The following is an 18984-nucleotide window of genomic DNA, read 5'->3' on the forward strand; positions in this document are numbered from 1 at the left end:
CTTCATACACGTAAACGATGCCTGTAGCCTTGTCGGTCTGCCTTATCTGAGCCATTTTCTGTCTCCTGCACTGCCTAAACAACGTCATAATTATAACCTATGACGTTGTTTCTTGCAACAAAATATGGAGCACAGTGCCCCATATCGGAGGAATTACCACAAGATCATGTGGCAGGAATCAAATCACGTCATGGAAAAGCGGGAATTCAGGCGGTTTGCGAGTTTCGCAACAAGGCAGGTTTTAGATATTTCACAGTCTTGCATCCTTGCGGCGTTGAACAGGGGTTTTAGTTGTCAAAGAAACGTTCAATTCTGAGAGTTTTGCCTGATGCGAGTTGATTATTACTTTGTATGCCCTCGAATCGTCCACACTAAATCCTCGATACCCTAAATCCTTCAGAACCCATCAAAGTGAAAGGACTCACCACACACGAGAGCCTCACTACAAACCTTCGCTTCTACTGCAGAATTCGCTTTCCACTATTCGAAGAACGTGCTCACCGTATTTTTCGGAACTCAAATAGTCCAGCAGCGACCGTCCAGAATAATCTTGCTCACAAGGTGAGACCCCGTGTTCCATGAACAATTTGAGCAGCCTGTCATCGCCCGTGTTGATGTAGGCGTCCTTCGCGTACATAAGCAAGTTCGTACCCTTAAAATTTCGCTGACGTGGATCCGCTCCTTGCACCAAGAGATACTCCACGATAGCTACCTTGTTGTTGTACGTCGCGACGATTAATGGCGTCCAACCGTGGTCGTCATATTGGTCGAGATAACACCCTACCCCATGGATCGACCTTACGCCCTCGAGATCCCCTGTTGCGCAATAGTGCATGAGGTCAGCAAAGCGATCCTTGTACAGCAGAATATCGTAGTCGACAGTGGCTAGTCTCAGTGAAATAGCGTCATCAGAAATCAGTGTTCCAGGTCGACTATGCGACCGATCGGCCGTAATCTCATAGTCGAAGATGTCATAACCCAGAACAGCTGGGAGCTGGAACTCCCTGAAGGTGAACGCTCGAACCTGCCTGCCGATCTCACAAGCCGTTCTGTTAAGATCAAGGCGAACGTCAGAATAGTCGATAGCTGCCTTCGAGTAATACGTAGAACCCCTGCACGGTTGCGGTCTCGCAGCATAAGTTCCGTCTAGAATGTCGTCGAGATAGGAAATAACCAGCTTCGACCCATGCTCTATATACTTCCGGTAGAGGTCTCTCGAAGAGTCTTCCTCCAGAAGCGCAAAGGTATCCTGCGCGATAATGCGACCAGTGTCTATTCCAGCATCGATTTCATGTAGAGTCACTCCGACAACAGTTTCCCCATTCAAAATTGGGAGGGCAGATGTGTACATCCCCTTATACGCTGGAAGCTTAGAGAAATGGATATTAAACAGCCGCCCAGACCTGAACAACTCAGGCTTTACAAGCCGGTCATACTCCATCGAGAGGAACACAAGCCCTTCAGTAGCTTGAGCCTCATCGAGCGTTATCTCCTCAACACCGTAGAGAGCAGCGAAATAGCGCAGCGACCTCTGCCAGTCATTGCATCCATCTTCTGTTCGATTACAAGTTACAACCAAGCGAACGTTGGGAAGGTTCTTGGAGAGTATTTCCTCCAGAACATTAACGGCTATGTCATTCTTCCCCGCAACGCAGATCGTTTGCAACGTCTCGCACATTCCAAAACACCATCCCTTCCTCCAGTATCGAATGTCCCAGGCCGCCCTACGAAAACTTATCGGCACGCTCGCTGGAAAAGGCGGATAATGTAAGTAAGCGCGCCTTGACCGCCCTACATCTAGACGTCCATTCTCAAGTTCACACTGAGCCTACGGCGCAGTCCGTGCAGTTCCTCACGGTACAGCCGCACGCAGAAGAGCGCGAAGCACATGAACAGAACACAGAGTGCTGCGGTACTACCCATAAGGAGAAACCGCCACGTCAGCAAGTAGACAGCGAAGACCACGAACAACACGTGAAACCGCCTACGAACAGCCATAAGCTTCATGCGCGTGAGAACAACGAGGGCTATAACAACCGTCATGAAGTAACCCGCAATGGTACCGATGGCCGCACCTTCGATACCGAGTAAGGGCACGAGCGCAACCTGTAAGGCAATGCAAGTAGCAGCGCCACAGACAAGCATGAGAAGAGACGGCCAAGTCCTTTTCACTACGATGAGTTGGTTGACCGCCACTTGGTAAAGCATGAGCAAAAGCGGTGCCAAGAACAAGTACGGAACACACACAATGCCGCCAGTGTATTCATCCGAGAACAGCAGGCGGTAAACTGGGTCCATAACGGCAATCACCAACGCCGTAGCCAACAGCGAGATAACTCCGAGGTATTCGTAGACTCGGGAGTTAAGTTCCACCTGGTCCTCATCCCTCATGGTAGAAAAGGCAAAGTACTGCCAGCCCTGCGCGAAGGCGGTGTAGATGAGCTGACTCACCTGACCGATCTTCGCAGCCACTGCGAAGATGCCCGCAGCAGATGCCCCTAACGCCGAAAGGATCACGAGCCTGCTAGCAGAGTTGAAGGCCCAATAGAACAGAAAGCTCGGCATGAGGGGCACGCCTATGACGAGCATCGTCTTGAGCAACTTCGGATCGAAGTTCTTGAAAGAGAACCATTTGCGGTTAAGGAAAGCGAAGACCGCGAGAGCCGAAGCTGCCGCGACAAGAGCTGCGACTGGAAGCGCCATGAGATATTCCCCAACGAGGAGCAGTGGGATGGAGACCGTATAAGAGAGAATCGAAGTCGCCAGGTTCATGATGATGAAGACGCGCCTCTTGTTCATCATGCGCGTGGGAGCTTGAATGATCGAATTGCTCCCGGAGACGAGAACGGTCATCGCGCTGACCACCACCAGGTTGACAAACTCCGCGTCGCCGAAGAATAACCTAGCAATGGGATCTTCCAACAACAGCATGCATGCTGCAACAAGGACGGTCATACCCATGACGAAAAACAGCGCAGTGGAGCAGACACTCTTTTTGAAGTTTTCATCATCACGGTCGAAAAACATCCGAAACATCGCGTCATACATTCCCATGATGGCCACAGGTTGCATGAGAGAGACGAGTGTATTCGCGAGATCTGAGTAGCCGAAGTAGCTCGCATCAGGCATAAGACGCGTAACTACTGGCAGCATGACGAGCGGGATAACCTTAGCTACCATCGAGCCTAGACCATAAACGACGAAGTTTTCTACGAACAGGCGAGCACGACTCATGCAGCGGGCGCTTTCTTGACGCTAGTTATTGTCGGGAGAACACGCTTGGCAGCAAGTGCTACTACAGACAGAGCAAGACAGCAGACAAAGGAGACCGATACTGGAAGCAGCACACCAAGACTCAGCGCCGTCCAGTAGCGAATAACGAGTTGATGAACCATGAAAAGCTCAAGCCCGAGTCCACCGAAGGTGATAACGAGAATAAGCATACGCTTTCTAGGCAAGACCAACCTCTCGTTGAAACTCTGCGAAGTCACGGATGTATTCCGTACCGTCGTAGTGTTCGCTCGCAAGTACGAGTAACACTGAGTCCTCTGAGAAGGCATACATATCTTTCCATGTCATACGGGGCACGTAAACTCCCACGTGGGGCCGATCAAGATCAAATACCGTCTCCACACCGTCAGGCTCCACCGTCCTCACCTTGCTCGTCCCCGACACGTTCACAAGCACAAACTCGGTCAGCCGATTGGCATGCTCCCCGCGTACCACATCTGGGTCAGACCCGTACATGTAAAACGCCCTCCTGATCTCGAAGGGCACGTCCGAGCCACCCTCAACCACCACAAGATGCCCGCGCTTATCCCCGTGCTGCGAGAACTCGAGAAACCTTGGCCTCTCGCTCATTGATCCTTCTCCTATTCCTTTTTCAAAGTACTGTTTCAAGCTATTTGGTTGATCTAACCTTCAAATGCGTTAACCGACTCAATGACCCAGCTTTGTTCCTCTGCGGTCATGCCGTTATACATAGGTAGACTCAACACTTCTCCGGCCGCGCGTTCTGCTATCGGAAACGATCCAGAACCGAACCCGAGGTAGCGATACGCTTCCGAAAGGTGCGGAGGTATCGGATAGTGGATGATGGTTCCTACACCCCTCTGGGCAAGGAACTCCTTGAGAGCATCGCGCTTACCACCTCTCACGTGGATAACATACTGATGCCAGGATGAGTCCGCACCAGGGCGTACCTTGGGCTTTATCACCAGCGGGTTCGATATACCAGAATCGTAAGCTGCAGCAATCGCACATCGCTCCTCATTCATTTCATCTAAGTAGCGCATCTTTACTCGGAGTAATCCCGCTTGAATCTCATCAAGGCGACTGTTCATACCCACGACCGAATTGTGGTAGCGCCTCTCTGAACCATAATTGCGTATAACACGCGCTTGAGCATCCCACTCGGGGTTGTCAGTACATAGGGCTCCGCCATCCCCGAACGCACCACAACCCTTCGAAGGATAGAAACTAAAGCACGATATATCGCCGAGCGAGCCCGCACGCTTTCCATGCCAATGATTACCGTGTGACTGGGCGCAATCCTCTAACACGTACAGACCGTGCCGGTCAGCCACTTCTCTAATGGCATCCATGTCACAGCACTGCCCAAAGAGGTGGACGGCAAGGATCGCCTTAGTTCGCGGAGACACCGCGTCCTCTATGCGGGATGCATTGATGTTGTCGTACTCGTCTGGCTCGACAAATACCGGCGTGCCTCCGTTTATGGTGATACCCATGACACAGGCGATGTAGGCGTTAGCCGCAACGATTACCTCGTCGCCCTCGCGGACGCCGAGGACGCGGAACGCGATGACGAGCGCGTCGAGTCCGGAAGCCACACCCGCGCAGTGGGCAGTCCCCACGTAGTCCGCCCACTCGAACTCGAAGGCCTCGACCTCATGCCCGAGCACATACCACCCCGAATCCAGAATCTCGCAAGCCTTGGTCTTGTATTCATCAGCATGGAGGTTGTACTGGCGCTTCAGATTGTTCGGCATTATTTGCATTGACTTCATCGACTCAGCCTTTCATATACTGGCTCTCTATAAAAGAGGCGTTTCAGCTATTAAAGATATTCTCAATTTAGCGAGTTATGCCTGATGGCAAGTTTTTTGAATCCTCTAATCAGCATTTTGGCTGAAACCAATTAACTCATTCTTGAAAACTAGAAGCGCACGCTTGAATATGAGCCAAATATCTTGCAGCACTAGCCCATTGGTTCTCATATTCATTCTTACAAACACCCGTCTTGCCGATGTCCATCATATATGCAGGAAGATAGGCTGCTTTCTTAATTCTTCTTTCCCACTTGGTCTTTTGTCCTGAATTCGGACATGCAATCGACCTAATCTTCTCTTCTTCAATTCTGAATTGCGAAGCATCTTCATGTTTAAATGAAGTACTAATCCCTGAGCCCACTCTATACATCACATAAGGAACTACAGATCGACCAATAGCTATTTGATTGCATTGAACATTGAACAAATAATGCCACATGGGCAAATCTTCGATATTTCGATACTGCGAGATATATTTTTGCAGTCCATCATCCTTTACAATCCGTCTTGATAAAAAAACTCCCGGAGCAGAAAAAAAATATCCCCTCGATAGATTTGTTTTGATTCGTTCTAGCGATATAGGCTTTACTCCATATCGATAACAGAACTCCAGCCCCTTCTTCGCTGAATATTCCACGCCTTGACTTTCCGTGAAAGGGATTGTCGGTGTTTCAAAAAGATCAAATCTACCAACAGCATCAAACACATTGTTCATCGCATAAAGATCATCACCAGCTAATATCTTGAATCTATCCTCTTTTACCAACGAAATCGCTTTGATAAAGTTACGAGTTAATCCCTCATTACGATGAGAGGAAACAACTTCTGCGTTTTGAAACAAGTCGCTATTCTTCGCTATCCATGTTTTCGCTTTTTTTACTGTCTTATCTCTAGAACAATCATCTACCACTAAAATAGAGCATGGCTCGGAGGCAAATCTCTCGACCTGGAATTTAATACTCTCCAGATGCTCGATAATATATTTCTCATGATTAAAGGTAAAAGCAATAAACTGCATTCAAAACTTCCTGATTCTTCCGGATCTAGCATTGCTTACTCTCGGGTAACCGCTAATTCGTGTGGGATTTTGCACGGTTTTCACCGCCTTGTGCCTACCCACATGTTTTCCGCCTGTTTTTGCGTGGTGCGCCGTTTTGTAAGTTTCCCCATGCCCCCAAGTCTTACAGTTTGAAAAACAGGACGGGTGTCTTTATTCAACGTATAGAGGGACGGGATGCCTTGCCCGTCCGCAGTTCTGTTTGGGGTCTTAGGGAAGCTAGCACCTCCCCCAAGACCCCTATGGTAGCCCGTATCCTCGGAAAGTAAGGCAGATATGGAGAACACAGGCAATACCACCGTAGGAGTAAAAGCGCGTCTATACGAGCGCATAGCGATTAGACTCTCGCTTAACCGGCCATTCAGATGGCTGGGTATACGAGCACTCGACAGACTTTGCGACCGTTGTCTTAACTCAGGCCGCTGCGTTAGTGACCTGTATAAGGATAGCTGGTATATCCCCGCAGACTTACTTGGATGCCCAGGCTTCTGTGCGATGATCTCGCACCTTTGAGGCTTGGAGAAATGGAAACCGTTTTGAAGCGATGGATATCTATCGCTCGACGCACTGACGTACCTGAGATGCGCAGCGTGTCTAACACCATAAGCAGACGTAAGACCTACATCTTGAATGCCTGGGAATACGGGCGTACAAACGCAATTGCAGAAAGTTTGAACCGACAGATCAAAGACATCATTCGCACATGCCGTGGCTTTATGAGCTTTGCAGCTTTGAGACGCCGCTGTCTTTTGGTGCTTGGACACAAACAAAAGCCCAACAAGCCCATCCCGCTGTTTACAAGAAGCGACAAGAGAAAGGAGGGTGCTAACTAGCGAATAGGTCAAGTGCGATGGGTTTAAGGTCTCCCCCACACCAGGCGTAACATATTCGATTTTCTGGCTTTTGGTCATCTTTTTTGAAGCTACTCTATGGAGGGCTTAGGTTGGTATGCCCTCTTTTTGCCCCCAAGTGATAACTTGGGGTTAGATTCTCTTTGTTTTACCTGTTCAGACATTAGATTTGGCTATTATTCCCACACGAATTAAGACTTACCCAGTTGTTTTTATGTTATTCTATCCAACTTTTTGGCTGAACCTTTTTATCGAAATTCAGCTCAGCGAGTAAAGTTTCTGTATGCAAGAACGTAGTGCGCTTTTGTCATACCCGTTTCTACGAACAATATCTGCTGCGTCTTTACGGTTGTGTGTTCGATTAGCATGCGCTATCGCCTCAGCCCAGCTCTCAGGCCCATCTTCGAGACGTAGGTAATATACGAAAGGATAGAAAGAAAAATCTCTGGGAATGTTCGTAGATAGAAGCGCTGGAAGACCCGAACAAATCGCTTCTAAAGCAGCGAAACCAAATCCCTCGTACAACGACGGCATTAAGAACACATCGAACACATTGAGATACCGCTGAACGTCGGAGCACCTTCCGAGAAACAACACGTTTTCTTTAATCCCAAGAGAGCGGCACATAGTCTCTAATCGCTCTTTTTCTGGACCATCTCCAACAAGAACAAGAGAAGCATCGATACCTTGTTTTATCAGCCTATTTAAAACCTGAATAGCAAAAGAAACGTTCTTTTCTTCCCCAAGATTTCCAACACACCCAAGGACCAATCGGCTGCCTAGTCCTAAACTATCCCTGAGGCTAACTCGCGTCTCTTCATTAAATCTAAACACTTCCACATTTATTGAATTATTGATTAAGACAGCTTTTTCAGAGGCGCTTTTGCCAAAAACAGATATCGCTGCCTCCTTCGAGCATGCCGCCAATGTTGTTGCAGAGACTCGAATCAACAGATGTCTAAGTCTACTAATTGCCATATACTTTAACCCGCGACCGCTCCTGTTTGTATGCGCATGGGCAATTCTGATATTTACTCCAGCGAATTTTGCAATAAACAGAGGGTAGTAGCTTGTGTCGTTGTAATGAACATGAACTACATCATACTGTCCTTCAGCTAGGATCTTTCTTAGTTGCCTCATATATCTAATAGGATACCTAGACTTGAGAGGCAAAACAAAGAAATTACATCCAAGTTTCTCCAGATAACGTCCATTTGTTCCGAGCTGGCCATTATATACTGCGCAATCGTAAACGACATCGTCATACTTTAATGACTCGCAAATTGTCAAGACCACCTTTGAAATGCCACCCGATACTGCCCCATTCATAATATGAAGGATTCTCTTCATATCTACGTCCTTTCACTGCCCCTTAGGTCTTGAGCCAAGCTATTTCGACGATCACTATCTCGTTGATTCCTATTAATTCGATCACTAATCTTCATGCCGAAGAGCATCCATAGCTCTTTTGATGTGAAAAAAGAGCCACTAAAAAAGCCACGAGGGAATACGGTGATTGAAATCAGCAAAGCAAGCTCTCCTCTTGACGAATTCTCTGAAGAGAGCTTAACTGCAGATATTACCGACCAAGCTATAAGCAACCCTCCGATGAAATAGCCAAAAGTCACAAATATGTCCAAATACAAACTGTGCGTGAGACCTACGAGAACCTCACCACTAAAAGCCCCAAGTCCGGTCAATGGGCATTCATTAAGGCGATCGACAACAACAGAATAGTAATCAGAGCGTCCAGAATCATAAAATGCCTGATCGCTCAGCATCAACACCAAAGTCCTACTAGATATCCCACGAGATTCCAAAAATTCAATTATTGTAGACAGCAATTCCGTATAAAATAGGGTAGCAAACACAAAAGCTGTTAAAACAACAAGAGATATAATGATCTTCTTTCTCCCCTTCTCCATCATTAGAAGAACAACCATAGCAATACCAATACTCAACAATGGCCCTCTCGAACCCGACAGAAGAATATAAACAACAGACAATATAAAGGCTACGATTACCAGAGGGGTTTTCCTCCTTCGCATCTTCAGTAGAAGCAGCAAAGACAACAGCAACACCGCGTTACCGTATCCCATGCTGTATTGGATTGTTCGCGATTCGCTAATCGCAAGAGATGGGACTAATGAGCATACAAAAGCTATAGATGCAAACACAAACAAAACCGGACAACACTGCAACAAATTATTCAACAGGTGATCATAATCTCTCATCATGGATAGAAGCATGAATAACGGCAGACTGTACATTAAGAATGTCTGAAGCTGCGATTTCACATAATTGTACGGAAATGTTGAATCAACAAACAGACGGTTATCATGAATCCATGCCAAAGCAAAAAACATGAAACAGCAAATAATAATCAGTACCGTTATAGAAGATAGATTACCGATAACGGTACGATCAAATAGAAGCCGAACATATAGTACTAACAACACCCCTATAACAATTGCATTTAATATATCGTTATAAGCGAAGGCAAGACTAGATGCACCCACAAGCATATTCTTACAAGCTGGCAAAACTAAATGTACTGCAGCAACAAAAGCTATCCGTTCATCAGAACGTTTAAGCCTTTCTGAATCTGGTGTTGTTTTGCCAATTTCTGACTCCATTATGGGCATGTCAACACAACTCTTATGGAGAGTTGTGTTGCTCTCATGGACTGTACTGAGGTGTTGCGATTTCATGCGGCCACTTTCATGATTGTCGCAAGCTTCCGATTACATCTATTCACAACGATTTCCGATAACGCAGATCCTGTAGCGTATCGGAAGCGGATAATCGAGAGGTGTAAGGTGCTAGCACCACCCCACACCCCCCTTGCGGCATCTGCGTCATCAAAGGATTGGAGAACTCCTGTGGACGGCAGAGAAGCCAACAAGAAAAGAAGGCTTGCATACACGCAGGGATTGCTTCCCTATACATATGAGAGTGAGTGCACAAAACCCGACGGAAGGGTGTTAACCGCACACGAAGTCGAGCATGCAGTACTTGGAAGAATCAAACAAGGCGAGCCCAGTGCATGGGATGTACTGTGTGCCGAGTCTCTTTCGGAGAAGTGCTTTTCACATGGCTGTGCTTTTGATGACGGCGCTATCGATGAGTATCCCGGGTGGTGCAAGTTTGTCATCTTGGGATTTGAGGGCTGGGTGATGTGACTGCCACGATAAGCCATATCAACACCACTCGCGCAGAATCGACCAACAACAAGATCAAAGAACTCAAAAGCGAAAGCCGAGGGTTTGACACCTTCAATGAAACCAGAAGACGACTTCTTTTGGCCTTTGGTGCACCCGATGCTGTTGAAGGATCTACTGCCTATGAAAGAAGAAAGAAGGCTCAAGCAAGCGCTTGTGCTTCCAAACCTTCCAAGCGAAGGAAGAAAAAGCGCTAGAGGATAGACATGACACGCCTGTCTGTACCCAGAAGCCCGCCGGGACCCAAGGTCACATAATGTCGCATTTCTAGTTGTAAAGCTGCATCTCATAGCTTGTGTTTTAAGCCCTTAGATCCAAGGGCATCTGCCAGTGCGTCCTAAAACCCATCCTGTTTCTTCCGAAACTGGTGTTGCCGCCTTAGATCTCATATAAAATGCCTGATCAAGTTAATGTTTTTGGGTTATCGGCAACACAGATTTCGGAAAGGCCAACGTTTATCAATTTGTCTGTGAGATGAATTTGATTTCATCTAGACTGGCTACCACTGTTTTCTTGAGTAGTCGGAAGCGATAGATAACTCCCCCATAACCTATCATAGAATGGAGGTGTAATGTCCATCACTCCACCGCCATGGTGAAATGTCATCTCACCAAAAAACACTTGCGCACCAGTGTCATAAAAGTCAACCCGAACGTGAGGTATGCCTTCCGATAGCATTTCCGCCATATCAAGCATTTCACGAAAGTGAATTGGCGGATCCTGAACAAGCCTCTTATCATTGGCGCAACCATATTCAACATCTATAAATTCCCAATCCGTTGTATAGAAGTTTCGAATATGCTGAGAAAATCTACCTGAATCTACCTGAACAAACCTAGCAACTCCATCAAAGCAGAAAAATTTGTAATCAGTTAGCTCGTTTTTTCCAACATCCTCAACGTACTGTTCTGCTATGACTTTTGGTTTTATCTTTCTATAATTTGGTTCTCTACTCTTCCAAAAATAATTCCTCTTCAATGCTTTACCGAGTTTCTTTTTTGCGGAATCGATATCAAAATTCTTTATATCTTTACAAACAACAACACTACCCGAATCATGATTACACTTAAGCACAAAAGATTCTGGAAGCTTTTGTGCGTCGATATCTTCTACTCTATCCCAAACCGCAAGTGTCGGAATAACATGTTGATCACCCAATATCTTAGCTACATAGTTTTTAACAAGATACTTGTCGGTTAAATTTGTATAAAACTCATTATATGTATGCAGTTTCAACCATTGAAGCTTTTCGTTAAAACCTTCCGGATTATTTAAATTTGGAAATATACCCTGGTACGCATAATAGAAAAGATTTATGTACGTCCTATCACTGATAGCTCTTAAAGGCCATCGTTGACACATATGAACCAGCACAAGCGCCGGATTCTTTATTCCCTTCATTGCTTTTTCGATCACATACATAATCCTTTTCCTTCTAGCCAATCGAATCACAATAGAGAGCGACATATCGCCTCGCAATATCGCACCAACGGAAAATACGCGCATATTGAGTAATTGTGCTCCTTTTTTGCGCGCTCATTGCAGACGCCAGTAATATCGCATCTGCAATTCCTTTAAAATCCGATGAATTAACGGCATAACCTACTTCACCATTTCTAAATTGCCCATCAAATCCCTGATCTTTGGTGTAAACCACAGGTAAACCTTGACTCATGGCCTCAACATAAGACAAACCAAATGTTTCGTGATGGGATGGCATAACAAACACATCAGCCATACGATATTCAGCAATCAGATTCTTTTGTGACATAGGTGGATACAGGTCCACAAAAGAGCACCTTGTCAGCTTTTGAAACACTTTCCTATCCTTCACCTTACCAATTATTCTAAGACGCACATCGTAGCCTCGCTCACGTAGATTATGGCATGCCTTCATGGTTCCGAGCTGATTTTTGTTTTTGCTGATATCACCTACCTGCACAAGACGCATCGTGCCATCGTTACGCCGAGACTCGACGGGAGAATTGGCAAGGAATAGCTCATTGATGCCATTAGGTATAACCAACGATTTCGACTCGATGCTTGCTTTTTTGCTAGCTGGAACAAAATCACGCAATACACGCTGGCGATAAGGTTCAGAAATGAAAACAACTGCATTAGCGTTCTCCATAATTTCTAAGCCACATCTTCTTAACCATGGACGCATAGCGAAGAATTCATTAACGTCGCTATTTCGAACCGCAACGATATAAGGTGTTCCAATCTCTTTTTTAATTTCGTATGCAACGTATCCATTGGCAAAAAGACTATGCGCATGCACGACATCGTATTTCTCTTCAGAAAACAATTCACAAAACGCACGCATAACCTTGTGTTGTTTATGCTTGTAAAAGACCCTATCAAGCTGTCCATAGCACTCAGAAAAACGCACATTTGGGCTAGCAGCCGTGTAATTCGTGCCTCGAACAGCAAAATAGAACACGTCCTGTTCTATTCCCTTCTCGTGAAGCTTATCAAAAAGCAGCTTATACAAAGGACTGGAGTAATATGAACAAACCTGAAGTACTTTCACGCGCTGCCGCTAGTTTAGAGACGCCAGTACCGAATTCCGCATTGCGCTATCTCGATACGATCAAAGATACCTTTTATATCAATAAGTACCTTTTCATTTGAAGGGACATCGGCAAACAAATATTCAATCTCTGAAACACTCATTGCTTTAAACTGATCGTGAGCTACAGCAACAATGACGCAATCGGCATTGCTTGCATCCTTAATTGGATGAAGATCGACCTTGTAATCTAACTTCGCATCTCGCTCAGAGGCCCAAGGGTCAACAACAACGGGCTCTACACCGTACTCCCTCAGGCGGTTGATCACGTCGCCGACCTTCGAGTTCCGGCAATCAGGACAATTCTCCTTAAAGGTAAGACCCAAGATGACAACCTTGGCTTTCGCGGGAGCTTTCCTAGCTCTAATCATCTGTTTAATTGCCGCATCGGCCACGAATTCGCCCATGCCATCGTTCACCTTACGACCAGACAGGATAATCTGAGAATGGTAGCCAAGCTTCTCGGCTTCATAAGTGAAGTAATACGGATCAACTCCGATGCAATGGCCGCCGACCAACCCGGGGCGAAAACCAAGGGCATTCCATTTCGTGTTCATCCCGTCGACAACTTCGTTTGTATCGATCCCCATCCGATCGAAAACCATAGCGAGCTCGTTCATAAACGCGATGTTTATGTCGCGCTGACTGTTCTCGACAACTTTGATAGCCTCCGCGGTTTTGATGGTAGAGACTGGATAAGTGCCAACCTCAATAACTAAGTCGTAGACTCTCTTGATCTGCTCAAGTGCATCTTCGTCGGAACCAGACACGATTTTCCGGATGTTCTGAAGGGTGTGTACCTTGTCACCTGGATTGATGCGCTCGGGACTGTAACCGACCTTAAAATCAGCCCCACATTTCAACCCCGATTCTTCTTCGAGGATAGGAACACAGACATCTTCCGTGACCCCCGGGTACACCGTCGACTCGAACACAACGATAGAGCCAGGAGTGAGACGCCTTCCTACAATCCTTGATGCCCCTTCGACAGGAGTCAAATCAGGTGTCTTGTCTAAGTTTACCGGAGTGGGAACTGCAACAATATGGAACTTTGATTCACGAAGACGTTCGGGATCGGCAGTAAAATCGACTGAGCATTGGGCAACCCCTTCGTCTCCGACTTCATGTGTAGGATCGATGCCTTTCTTGTAAAGCCCTATCTTCTCTTCATTCAAATCGTATCCAATTACTTGAACTTTTTTAGAAAAGGCAACGGCAATGGGCATACCAACATACCCAAGACCTACAAGGGAGAGTTTCGTCTCTCTATTCAGCAGTTCCTCGTAGATTCCCATTTTTTTCCTTTCAGGTTTTGAAAACAAAACAGCTTCAACCGATAAAGCTAGCTGCGGCAGTTCCCCGTACATAGCTTCCCCAAGCCAAGTAGAGAACCAAGTCCATAAGAGATGTGGAAAACCGGAAACAGCATCGCAATCAGGACAATCTCTCGTAAAGATCGTGAGGCTTTGCATGCAAAGGCAGCGTCGAGAAGACAATACAGCACCAACTCAACGGCTAACAGCTCCCAAAACACAGTTGCTACGACACCCAAAAGAGTCAGCGCCAAAATGGAAAGTACAAACGCGAGCGGCACGAAATGTCGAACACTCATAGAGCCTGGACACAGCTTCATCGTTATCACATTCCACATGCCATTCTGTATCGCCATTCTAGCTATACCTGACGCGGTGTCTCTGCAGTAGTAGGTTAGCCTGATGTCTTTCGACATGTAAATCTTTCCGCCATTGCTTCGAATCCGATAATTCATTTCGTTATCTTGGTTTCGGACAAGACGCTCATCGTACCCGCCCCATTTTTCGAAGACCTCGCGCCTAAAGGCCCCGAATGGAACAGTGTCAACATAGCCGCTTTCCCCTTCAGTTCGGAATTGGGAATTACCAACGCCGAATTTAGAAGAGAGCATTTTGGCGATTGCGTTACCTATAAACCCATGACTTTTTGTCTCAGCCACACCGCCGACATTGTCCGCATCGGTGTTTTCGAGGTAGTAGATGCATTTCTCAATGTAGTCATTGGCGTAACTCGCGTGCGCATCGAGTCTGATGATGTACTCGCCTTTTGCTTCGGCGATTCCAATATTCATCGCATAAGGAACGGTTTTGCTCGGATTGTCTAAGAGATGAATTAGTCTCGGGAAACGCCTAACATACGAACTAATGATATTCCGTGTGTGGTCATTTGACATACCGTCGACGAAGATCCATTCCATATCGTCTATTGGATACGTTTGATTGAAGAGCGATTCAATGCAATTGGCTATGTACGCTTCCTCATTACGTACTGGCATTACTACAGAAATACTTGGCCGCTTAACCTTACTCATTACGATTCTTTACCTTGCGCCAACCCACTGTTTCAACTTCCTTTTCGTAAGGCTTTGAAACAGTCACTCTGAACCCCATAACCGCTCCAGTAGTTACAAGCACTAACTTGGCATCCCGCGAAAACGATAAGCTGGCTATGTCTTTCAGATTGCACGCCATCTTCCTTGGAAGGACGTCCTTCACATAGGCTTGGTCAACATCTTCTGTGGAGTCGAGTAGTTCGGCCTCATCTTTGAATGTGATGCTTGCTGTGGAGGTCACTCCCGCAGGCAGGAGCAGGGTCGCCATCATCTCAGGCGTGTAAGATGCAACATATTTGGGAACTTCGGGTCTTGTACCCACAAAGCTCATTGTTCCGCGAAGTACATCGATCAGCTGACTGAACTCATCGAGTCGGTACTTTCTTATGACAGCCCCGACGCGTGTAACACGATTGTCATCGTTCGTGGTCACCGCACTACCGATCTTGTCGGCTTCCTGCACCATGGTTCGAAACTTAAAGATTCGAAACTCCTTGCCGTATTGGGTCACACGCATCTGACGGTAGAACACCGGGCCGGGAGAATCCAGCTTAATGGCGATTGCTAAGATAATAAACAGCCACCAGGTTAAGGCGAACAGAACCAAGGAGCCAATGATGTCGAATACCCGTTTGACAACGAGCTGGCCGCGCTTTTTGGCAAGTGAGTCGTAGTAAGGCCGCACCTCATCGCAGCGCATACTCTCTGGCAGTTCGTCCCAAGAAAGCCACTTCATCGGAGGTTTTTCACCTCTTCTACGAAGCACTCGATAACGTAGTCCACCTGCTCGTCAGTGAGACAGGTGTGTAAAGGCAGCGTTACTTCATTGGCAAAGCGCGCATAGGCGCCTGGGTAGTCGGCGATGTTAAACCCCAGCTTCTGGTAGGCCGTCATCATAGGCAGGGGCTTGTAATGGACATTGCAGGCAACGCCACGCTCGGCCATATTGACGATAAGGGCGTTGCGCTGCTCTGCATTGATGCCAGGAACACGGCAGATGTAGAGGTGCCCTGACGATGAGTGGTCTTCTGTGTAGTGCGGCAATGACTCAACACCAAGCGGCTTGAAGGCTTCGTCGTAGCGTGCGATGATCTCGCGGCGACGGGTAAGCATCGCTGGGTAGCGGTCAAGCTGTACTAGTCCAATTGCCGCCATAACGTCGGTCATGTTGCACTTATACCAAGGATCCACAACATCGTATTCCCAAGCGCCAAGCTTGGTCTTAGCTAAAGCATCTTTTGACTGGCCGTGCAGGCTCAGCAACTGCAACTTATGGTAGATCTCTTCGTCATCAACACCAGGAATGCTTCGCCAGGTTAAGCATCCTCCTTCAGCAGTGGTGAGGTTCTTTACCGCATGGAAGCTAAACGAACTGAAGTCAGCTACAGAGCCGACCATCTTGCCGTGGTAGATCGCGCCCAGCGCATGTGCGGCATCGGCACAAACCGCCACCCTCCCCATTGCCTTCTGAACGGAGTTTGCTGGACGAAAGAGATGTTTCTTTCCCTCAACGATCCGAAAGATAGCATCGTAGTTACACGGCACACCACCCAAGTCAACCGGAATGATAGCCTTCGTTCTTTCGTTAATGGCTGCTTCTACGGCACCGTAGTCCATCTCAAAGGATCCAGGCTGGCAGTCAACAAGCACAAGGGTTGCACCCACGTGACAAACCACCGAAGCAGTAGCAGTGTAGGTGTAGGCCGGAACGATTACCTCATCCCCCGGTCCCACTCCCAACACGCGCAGCGCCAACTCAGCACAGGCAGTCTGCGAGTTCAGACAGCAGCAGCCATCAGCACCTAGATAATCCTTCAGCCTGCGCTCAAGTTCCTTCACTCGCGGGCCGGTGGTAATCCAGCCCGAACGCAATGCATCTGCAACCTCGGCAATCTCAGCTTCAGTGATATCTGGCGGCGAGAAGGGGATGCTCATCTTCACCGTCACTGGCGAGCCGCCTTCGCTTCGCCATCTAGTTTCGGGTAATACGTTGGAACGACTTCTGCAAGTACCCGCTTGATGGAGTCGTTGTCCTTATTCAGGCACGACCGCAGCTTGTCAAGTTTCGCCGTGACAGTCTCAAGGTCTAAGGCATCCCCAGTTGACACCATAATGTCATCGTTTTCGGTTGGAACCACGTGCTCGTCAACCATAAGAAGCTCTTCGTAGAGCTTCTCCCCTGGGCGCAGACCTGTGATCTTGATCTCGATGTCACGGTCTGGCTCTAGGCCGGATAACTTGACCAGATTCACTGCCAAGTCGTAGATTCGAACAGGCTCGCCCATGTTAAGCACGAAGACCTCACCACCGCGCGCCATAGCACCTGCGGTGATAACCAAGCGACTCGCTTCGGGGATAGTCATGAAGTAGCGGGTAATGTCTTTGTGGGTAACGGTGATGGGGCCACCTTCTGCAAGCTGGCGTTTAAAGAGTGGGATAACGCTACCGTGGCTTCCTAACACGTTTCCGAAGCGCACACAGGTAAATACCGTGCTTGAAATGCCTGCGTAGTACTGCACAATCATTTCATCCATACGCTTGGTTGCACCCATAACGTTGGTGGGGTTTACTGCCTTGTCAGTGGATATCTGCACGAAGTGGGTGCAACCCTTCTCATGCGCTAACCGAACCACATTCAGCGTGCCAAACACGTTGTTTTCTATAGCCTCACGAGCGTTTCTTTCCATAAGTGGTACGTGCTTGTGCGCTGCTGCATGGAACACAACTTGCGGCTCAAAGAGTTCAAACGCCTTGCTTATGGCTGGAACATGAGCGATAGAGCCAATGAATACACAGACATCTGTCCCTTGTTCTTTAGCAGGATGAACGATTTCGTGGAACAGCTCATAGGTGGTGTTCTCGTATATATCGAACAGAATAATCTGCGATGGCTTGGCGGGTAACAGTTGGCGCACAAGCTCACTTCCAATAGAGCCGCCTCCACCTGTCACCAGCACGCGCTTACCAGACACGTATCCCATCTGACCCAGATTGAGTGCCACTTCTTCGCGCGCTAAAAGATCCGATATTTCGACATCCCTTAAAGCGACACGATCCAAAGCATCAATGGGTACATCCTTGATTCTTGGCAGTGTTACCGTCTTAATACCTGTGCTCATACAGATACCAAAGATGCGATCGCGTTCCGGCTTGGTAGCGCTTGGTGCCGCTATGACGATCTGTTCTACGCCAAGCCTTTTCGCTATTTCAGGAATTGCATCACAGGTGCCTGCAACCTTCACGCCATGAACATGTTTTCCCACCTTGGCGCTGTCATCATCAACAAGGGCAACGGGGAAGCCAGGCATATCAGGATTACAAGCCAACATGCGCTTGACTGTAAGTGAGCCGGTCTCCCCTGCCCCAACAACAATCGAGCGAGGAAGGCCTTCTGTTTGGGTTCCTAAGAAAGACCATCCTTTTCGCCCAGAGGTCACGCGAACAAGAAGGCGGCTTGCTCCGGCAACGATGAAGAAAATGGCCCATTCGCAAACGTATACGGCAACGGGCATTCGAAATCCGAATGCGAACCAACTAACTACATCTCCGACAACCGAACCTGCAAGCGTGGCAACAACGATACGCATTGCTTCATCAATGCTTGCGTATTCCCAAAGGCAGCTGTACATGCGCATAGCCGCAAACACAACAACATTGATGACGGCAAGAACAGCGATACCTAACAGGGAGCCAGATGAACCTGGAATTATCGATTCAGACGCCGTGCCCCACGAAGCGATCACAAACGCAACAAACGTAGCCGCCACGTCGATGATAACGAAGGGTACGGTCCTGATGACCCCTTTTCTGGTGATTCCAGCAACGGCCATGTCTACCGCGCGTCTTCTA

At 47.6% G+C, this 18984-nt stretch carries 17 protein-coding genes; 2 read left to right on the forward strand and 15 right to left on the reverse strand.

What is annotated here, in order from left to right; all coding sequences use genetic code 11:
• Positions 1 to 442: 442 nt before the first annotated feature.
• The 6 genes from G7Y44_RS04435 to G7Y44_RS04460 all read right to left on the reverse strand — a co-directional run bounded on the left by G7Y44_RS04435 (position 443) and on the right by G7Y44_RS04460 (position 6087).
• Positions 443 to 1678, reverse strand: coding sequence for a formyltransferase family protein (locus tag G7Y44_RS04435; protein ID WP_165247899.1), 1236 nt, complete (start codon positions 1676 to 1678; stop codon positions 443 to 445).
• Positions 1679 to 1797: 119 nt separating this feature from the next.
• Positions 1798 to 3234 (reverse strand): lipopolysaccharide biosynthesis protein, encoded by a 1437-nt coding sequence (locus G7Y44_RS04440; protein WP_165247901.1) that lies wholly within the window; start codon positions 3232 to 3234, stop codon positions 1798 to 1800.
• Positions 3231 to 3458 (reverse strand): hypothetical protein, encoded by a 228-nt coding sequence (locus G7Y44_RS04445; protein ID WP_165247903.1) that lies wholly within the window; start codon positions 3456 to 3458, stop codon positions 3231 to 3233. Before G7Y44_RS04445 ends, G7Y44_RS04440 begins: the two co-directional genes overlap by 4 nt.
• Positions 3451 to 3861 carry a sugar 3,4-ketoisomerase gene (locus G7Y44_RS04450; protein WP_165247905.1) on the reverse strand — a complete coding sequence of 137 codons (411 nt, stop codon included), beginning with the start codon at positions 3859 to 3861 and terminating at the stop codon, positions 3451 to 3453. Before G7Y44_RS04450 ends, G7Y44_RS04445 begins: the two co-directional genes overlap by 8 nt.
• 53 nt (positions 3862 to 3914) lie before the next feature.
• Positions 3915 to 5027 carry a DegT/DnrJ/EryC1/StrS family aminotransferase gene (locus G7Y44_RS04455; RefSeq protein WP_241159179.1) on the reverse strand — a complete coding sequence of 371 codons (1113 nt, stop codon included), beginning with the start codon at positions 5025 to 5027 and terminating at the stop codon, positions 3915 to 3917.
• Between the two features lie 136 nt (positions 5028 to 5163).
• Positions 5164 to 6087, reverse strand: a complete 924-nt coding sequence (locus G7Y44_RS04460; protein WP_165247907.1) for a glycosyltransferase — start codon at positions 6085 to 6087, stop codon at positions 5164 to 5166.
• 563 nt (positions 6088 to 6650) lie between these two features.
• Between G7Y44_RS04460 and G7Y44_RS04465 the strand changes: the two genes are divergently transcribed.
• Complete coding sequence (locus G7Y44_RS04465) at positions 6651 to 6959, forward strand: transposase (protein ID WP_165247909.1); 309 nt, start codon at positions 6651 to 6653, stop codon at positions 6957 to 6959.
• Positions 6960 to 7235: 276 nt separating this feature from the next.
• On the opposite strand, the gene G7Y44_RS04470 is transcribed toward G7Y44_RS04465, so the two are convergent.
• On the reverse strand, positions 7236 to 8327 hold the full coding sequence (locus tag G7Y44_RS04470; RefSeq protein WP_165247911.1) for a glycosyltransferase: 1092 nt from the start codon (positions 8325 to 8327) through the stop codon (positions 7236 to 7238).
• Positions 8328 to 8329: 2 nt separating this feature from the next.
• Positions 8330 to 9613: an O-antigen ligase family protein gene (locus G7Y44_RS04475; RefSeq protein ID WP_165247913.1), complete on the reverse strand. Its 1284-nt coding sequence runs from the start codon at positions 9611 to 9613 to the stop codon at positions 8330 to 8332.
• 87 nt (positions 9614 to 9700) lie between these two features.
• Between G7Y44_RS04475 and G7Y44_RS04480 the strand changes: the two genes are divergently transcribed.
• Complete coding sequence (locus G7Y44_RS04480) at positions 9701 to 10159, forward strand: hypothetical protein (RefSeq protein ID WP_165247915.1); 459 nt, start codon at positions 9701 to 9703, stop codon at positions 10157 to 10159.
• Between the two features lie 525 nt (positions 10160 to 10684).
• Here the strand turns inward: G7Y44_RS04480 and G7Y44_RS04490 are convergent.
• Genes G7Y44_RS04490 through G7Y44_RS04520 form a run of 7 tightly spaced genes read right to left on the reverse strand, consistent with a single transcriptional unit; the run spans position 10685 to position 18965 of the window.
• Positions 10685 to 11614 (reverse strand): ATP-grasp fold amidoligase family protein, encoded by a 930-nt coding sequence (locus G7Y44_RS04490; RefSeq protein ID WP_165247919.1) that lies wholly within the window; start codon positions 11612 to 11614, stop codon positions 10685 to 10687.
• Between the two features lie 19 nt (positions 11615 to 11633).
• Positions 11634 to 12731: a glycosyltransferase family 4 protein gene (locus tag G7Y44_RS04495; RefSeq protein ID WP_165247921.1), complete on the reverse strand. Its 1098-nt coding sequence runs from the start codon at positions 12729 to 12731 to the stop codon at positions 11634 to 11636.
• Positions 12732 to 12745: 14 nt separating this feature from the next.
• Positions 12746 to 14137 (reverse strand): nucleotide sugar dehydrogenase, encoded by a 1392-nt coding sequence (locus tag G7Y44_RS04500; RefSeq protein ID WP_241159180.1) that lies wholly within the window; start codon positions 14135 to 14137, stop codon positions 12746 to 12748.
• Complete coding sequence (locus G7Y44_RS04505) at positions 14113 to 15114, reverse strand: glycosyltransferase family 2 protein (RefSeq protein WP_165247923.1); 1002 nt, start codon at positions 15112 to 15114, stop codon at positions 14113 to 14115. The genes G7Y44_RS04500 and G7Y44_RS04505 overlap by 25 nt, the downstream gene beginning before the upstream one ends.
• Positions 15107 to 15871, reverse strand: a complete 765-nt coding sequence (locus tag G7Y44_RS04510; RefSeq protein ID WP_165247925.1) for a sugar transferase — start codon at positions 15869 to 15871, stop codon at positions 15107 to 15109. The genes G7Y44_RS04505 and G7Y44_RS04510 overlap by 8 nt, the downstream gene beginning before the upstream one ends.
• Entirely contained in the window at positions 15868 to 17082 is a 1215-nt protein-coding gene (locus G7Y44_RS04515; protein ID WP_206214398.1) for a DegT/DnrJ/EryC1/StrS family aminotransferase, read from the reverse strand. Before G7Y44_RS04515 ends, G7Y44_RS04510 begins: the two co-directional genes overlap by 4 nt.
• Positions 17079 to 18965, reverse strand: a complete 1887-nt coding sequence (locus G7Y44_RS04520) for a polysaccharide biosynthesis protein (protein ID WP_165247927.1) — start codon at positions 18963 to 18965, stop codon at positions 17079 to 17081. The genes G7Y44_RS04515 and G7Y44_RS04520 overlap by 4 nt, the downstream gene beginning before the upstream one ends.
• Between the last annotated feature and the right edge of the window lie 19 nt (positions 18966 to 18984).

The organism is Adlercreutzia sp. ZJ141 (assembly GCF_011038965.1).
Taxonomy (GTDB): Bacteria; Actinomycetota; Coriobacteriia; order Coriobacteriales; family Eggerthellaceae; genus ZJ141.

Bases quoted from the DNA above. Each gene is read 5' to 3' on its own strand.
- G7Y44_RS04440 (WP_165247901.1), bottom strand. From the start codon at position 3,234: ATGAGTCGTGCTCGCCTGTTCGTAGAAAACTTCGTCGTTTATGGTCTA.
- G7Y44_RS04505 (WP_165247923.1), bottom strand. From the start codon at position 15,114: ATGAGTAAGGTTAAGCGGCCAAGTATTTCTGTAGTAATGCCAGTACGT.
- G7Y44_RS04435 (WP_165247899.1), bottom strand. From the start codon at position 1,678: ATGTGCGAGACGTTGCAAACGATCTGCGTTGCGGGGAAGAATGACATA.
- G7Y44_RS04520 (WP_165247927.1), bottom strand. From the start codon at position 18,965: ATGGCCGTTGCTGGAATCACCAGAAAAGGGGTCATCAGGACCGTACCC.
- G7Y44_RS04460 (WP_165247907.1), bottom strand. From the start codon at position 6,087: ATGCAGTTTATTGCTTTTACCTTTAATCATGAGAAATATATTATCGAG.
- G7Y44_RS04470 (WP_165247911.1), bottom strand. From the start codon at position 8,327: ATGAAGAGAATCCTTCATATTATGAATGGGGCAGTATCGGGTGGCATT.
- G7Y44_RS04500 (WP_241159180.1), bottom strand. From the start codon at position 14,137: ATGTACGGGGAACTGCCGCAGCTAGCTTTATCGGTTGAAGCTGTTTTG.
- G7Y44_RS04510 (WP_165247925.1), bottom strand. From the start codon at position 15,871: ATGAAGTGGCTTTCTTGGGACGAACTGCCAGAGAGTATGCGCTGCGAT.
- G7Y44_RS04450 (WP_165247905.1), bottom strand. From the start codon at position 3,861: ATGAGCGAGAGGCCAAGGTTTCTCGAGTTCTCGCAGCACGGGGATAAG.
- G7Y44_RS04480 (WP_165247915.1), top strand. From the start codon at position 9,701: ATGATTGTCGCAAGCTTCCGATTACATCTATTCACAACGATTTCCGAT.
- G7Y44_RS04475 (WP_165247913.1), bottom strand. From the start codon at position 9,613: ATGGAGTCAGAAATTGGCAAAACAACACCAGATTCAGAAAGGCTTAAA.
- G7Y44_RS04455 (WP_241159179.1), bottom strand. From the start codon at position 5,027: ATGAAGTCAATGCAAATAATGCCGAACAATCTGAAGCGCCAGTACAAC.
- G7Y44_RS04465 (WP_165247909.1), top strand. From the start codon at position 6,651: ATGGAAACCGTTTTGAAGCGATGGATATCTATCGCTCGACGCACTGAC.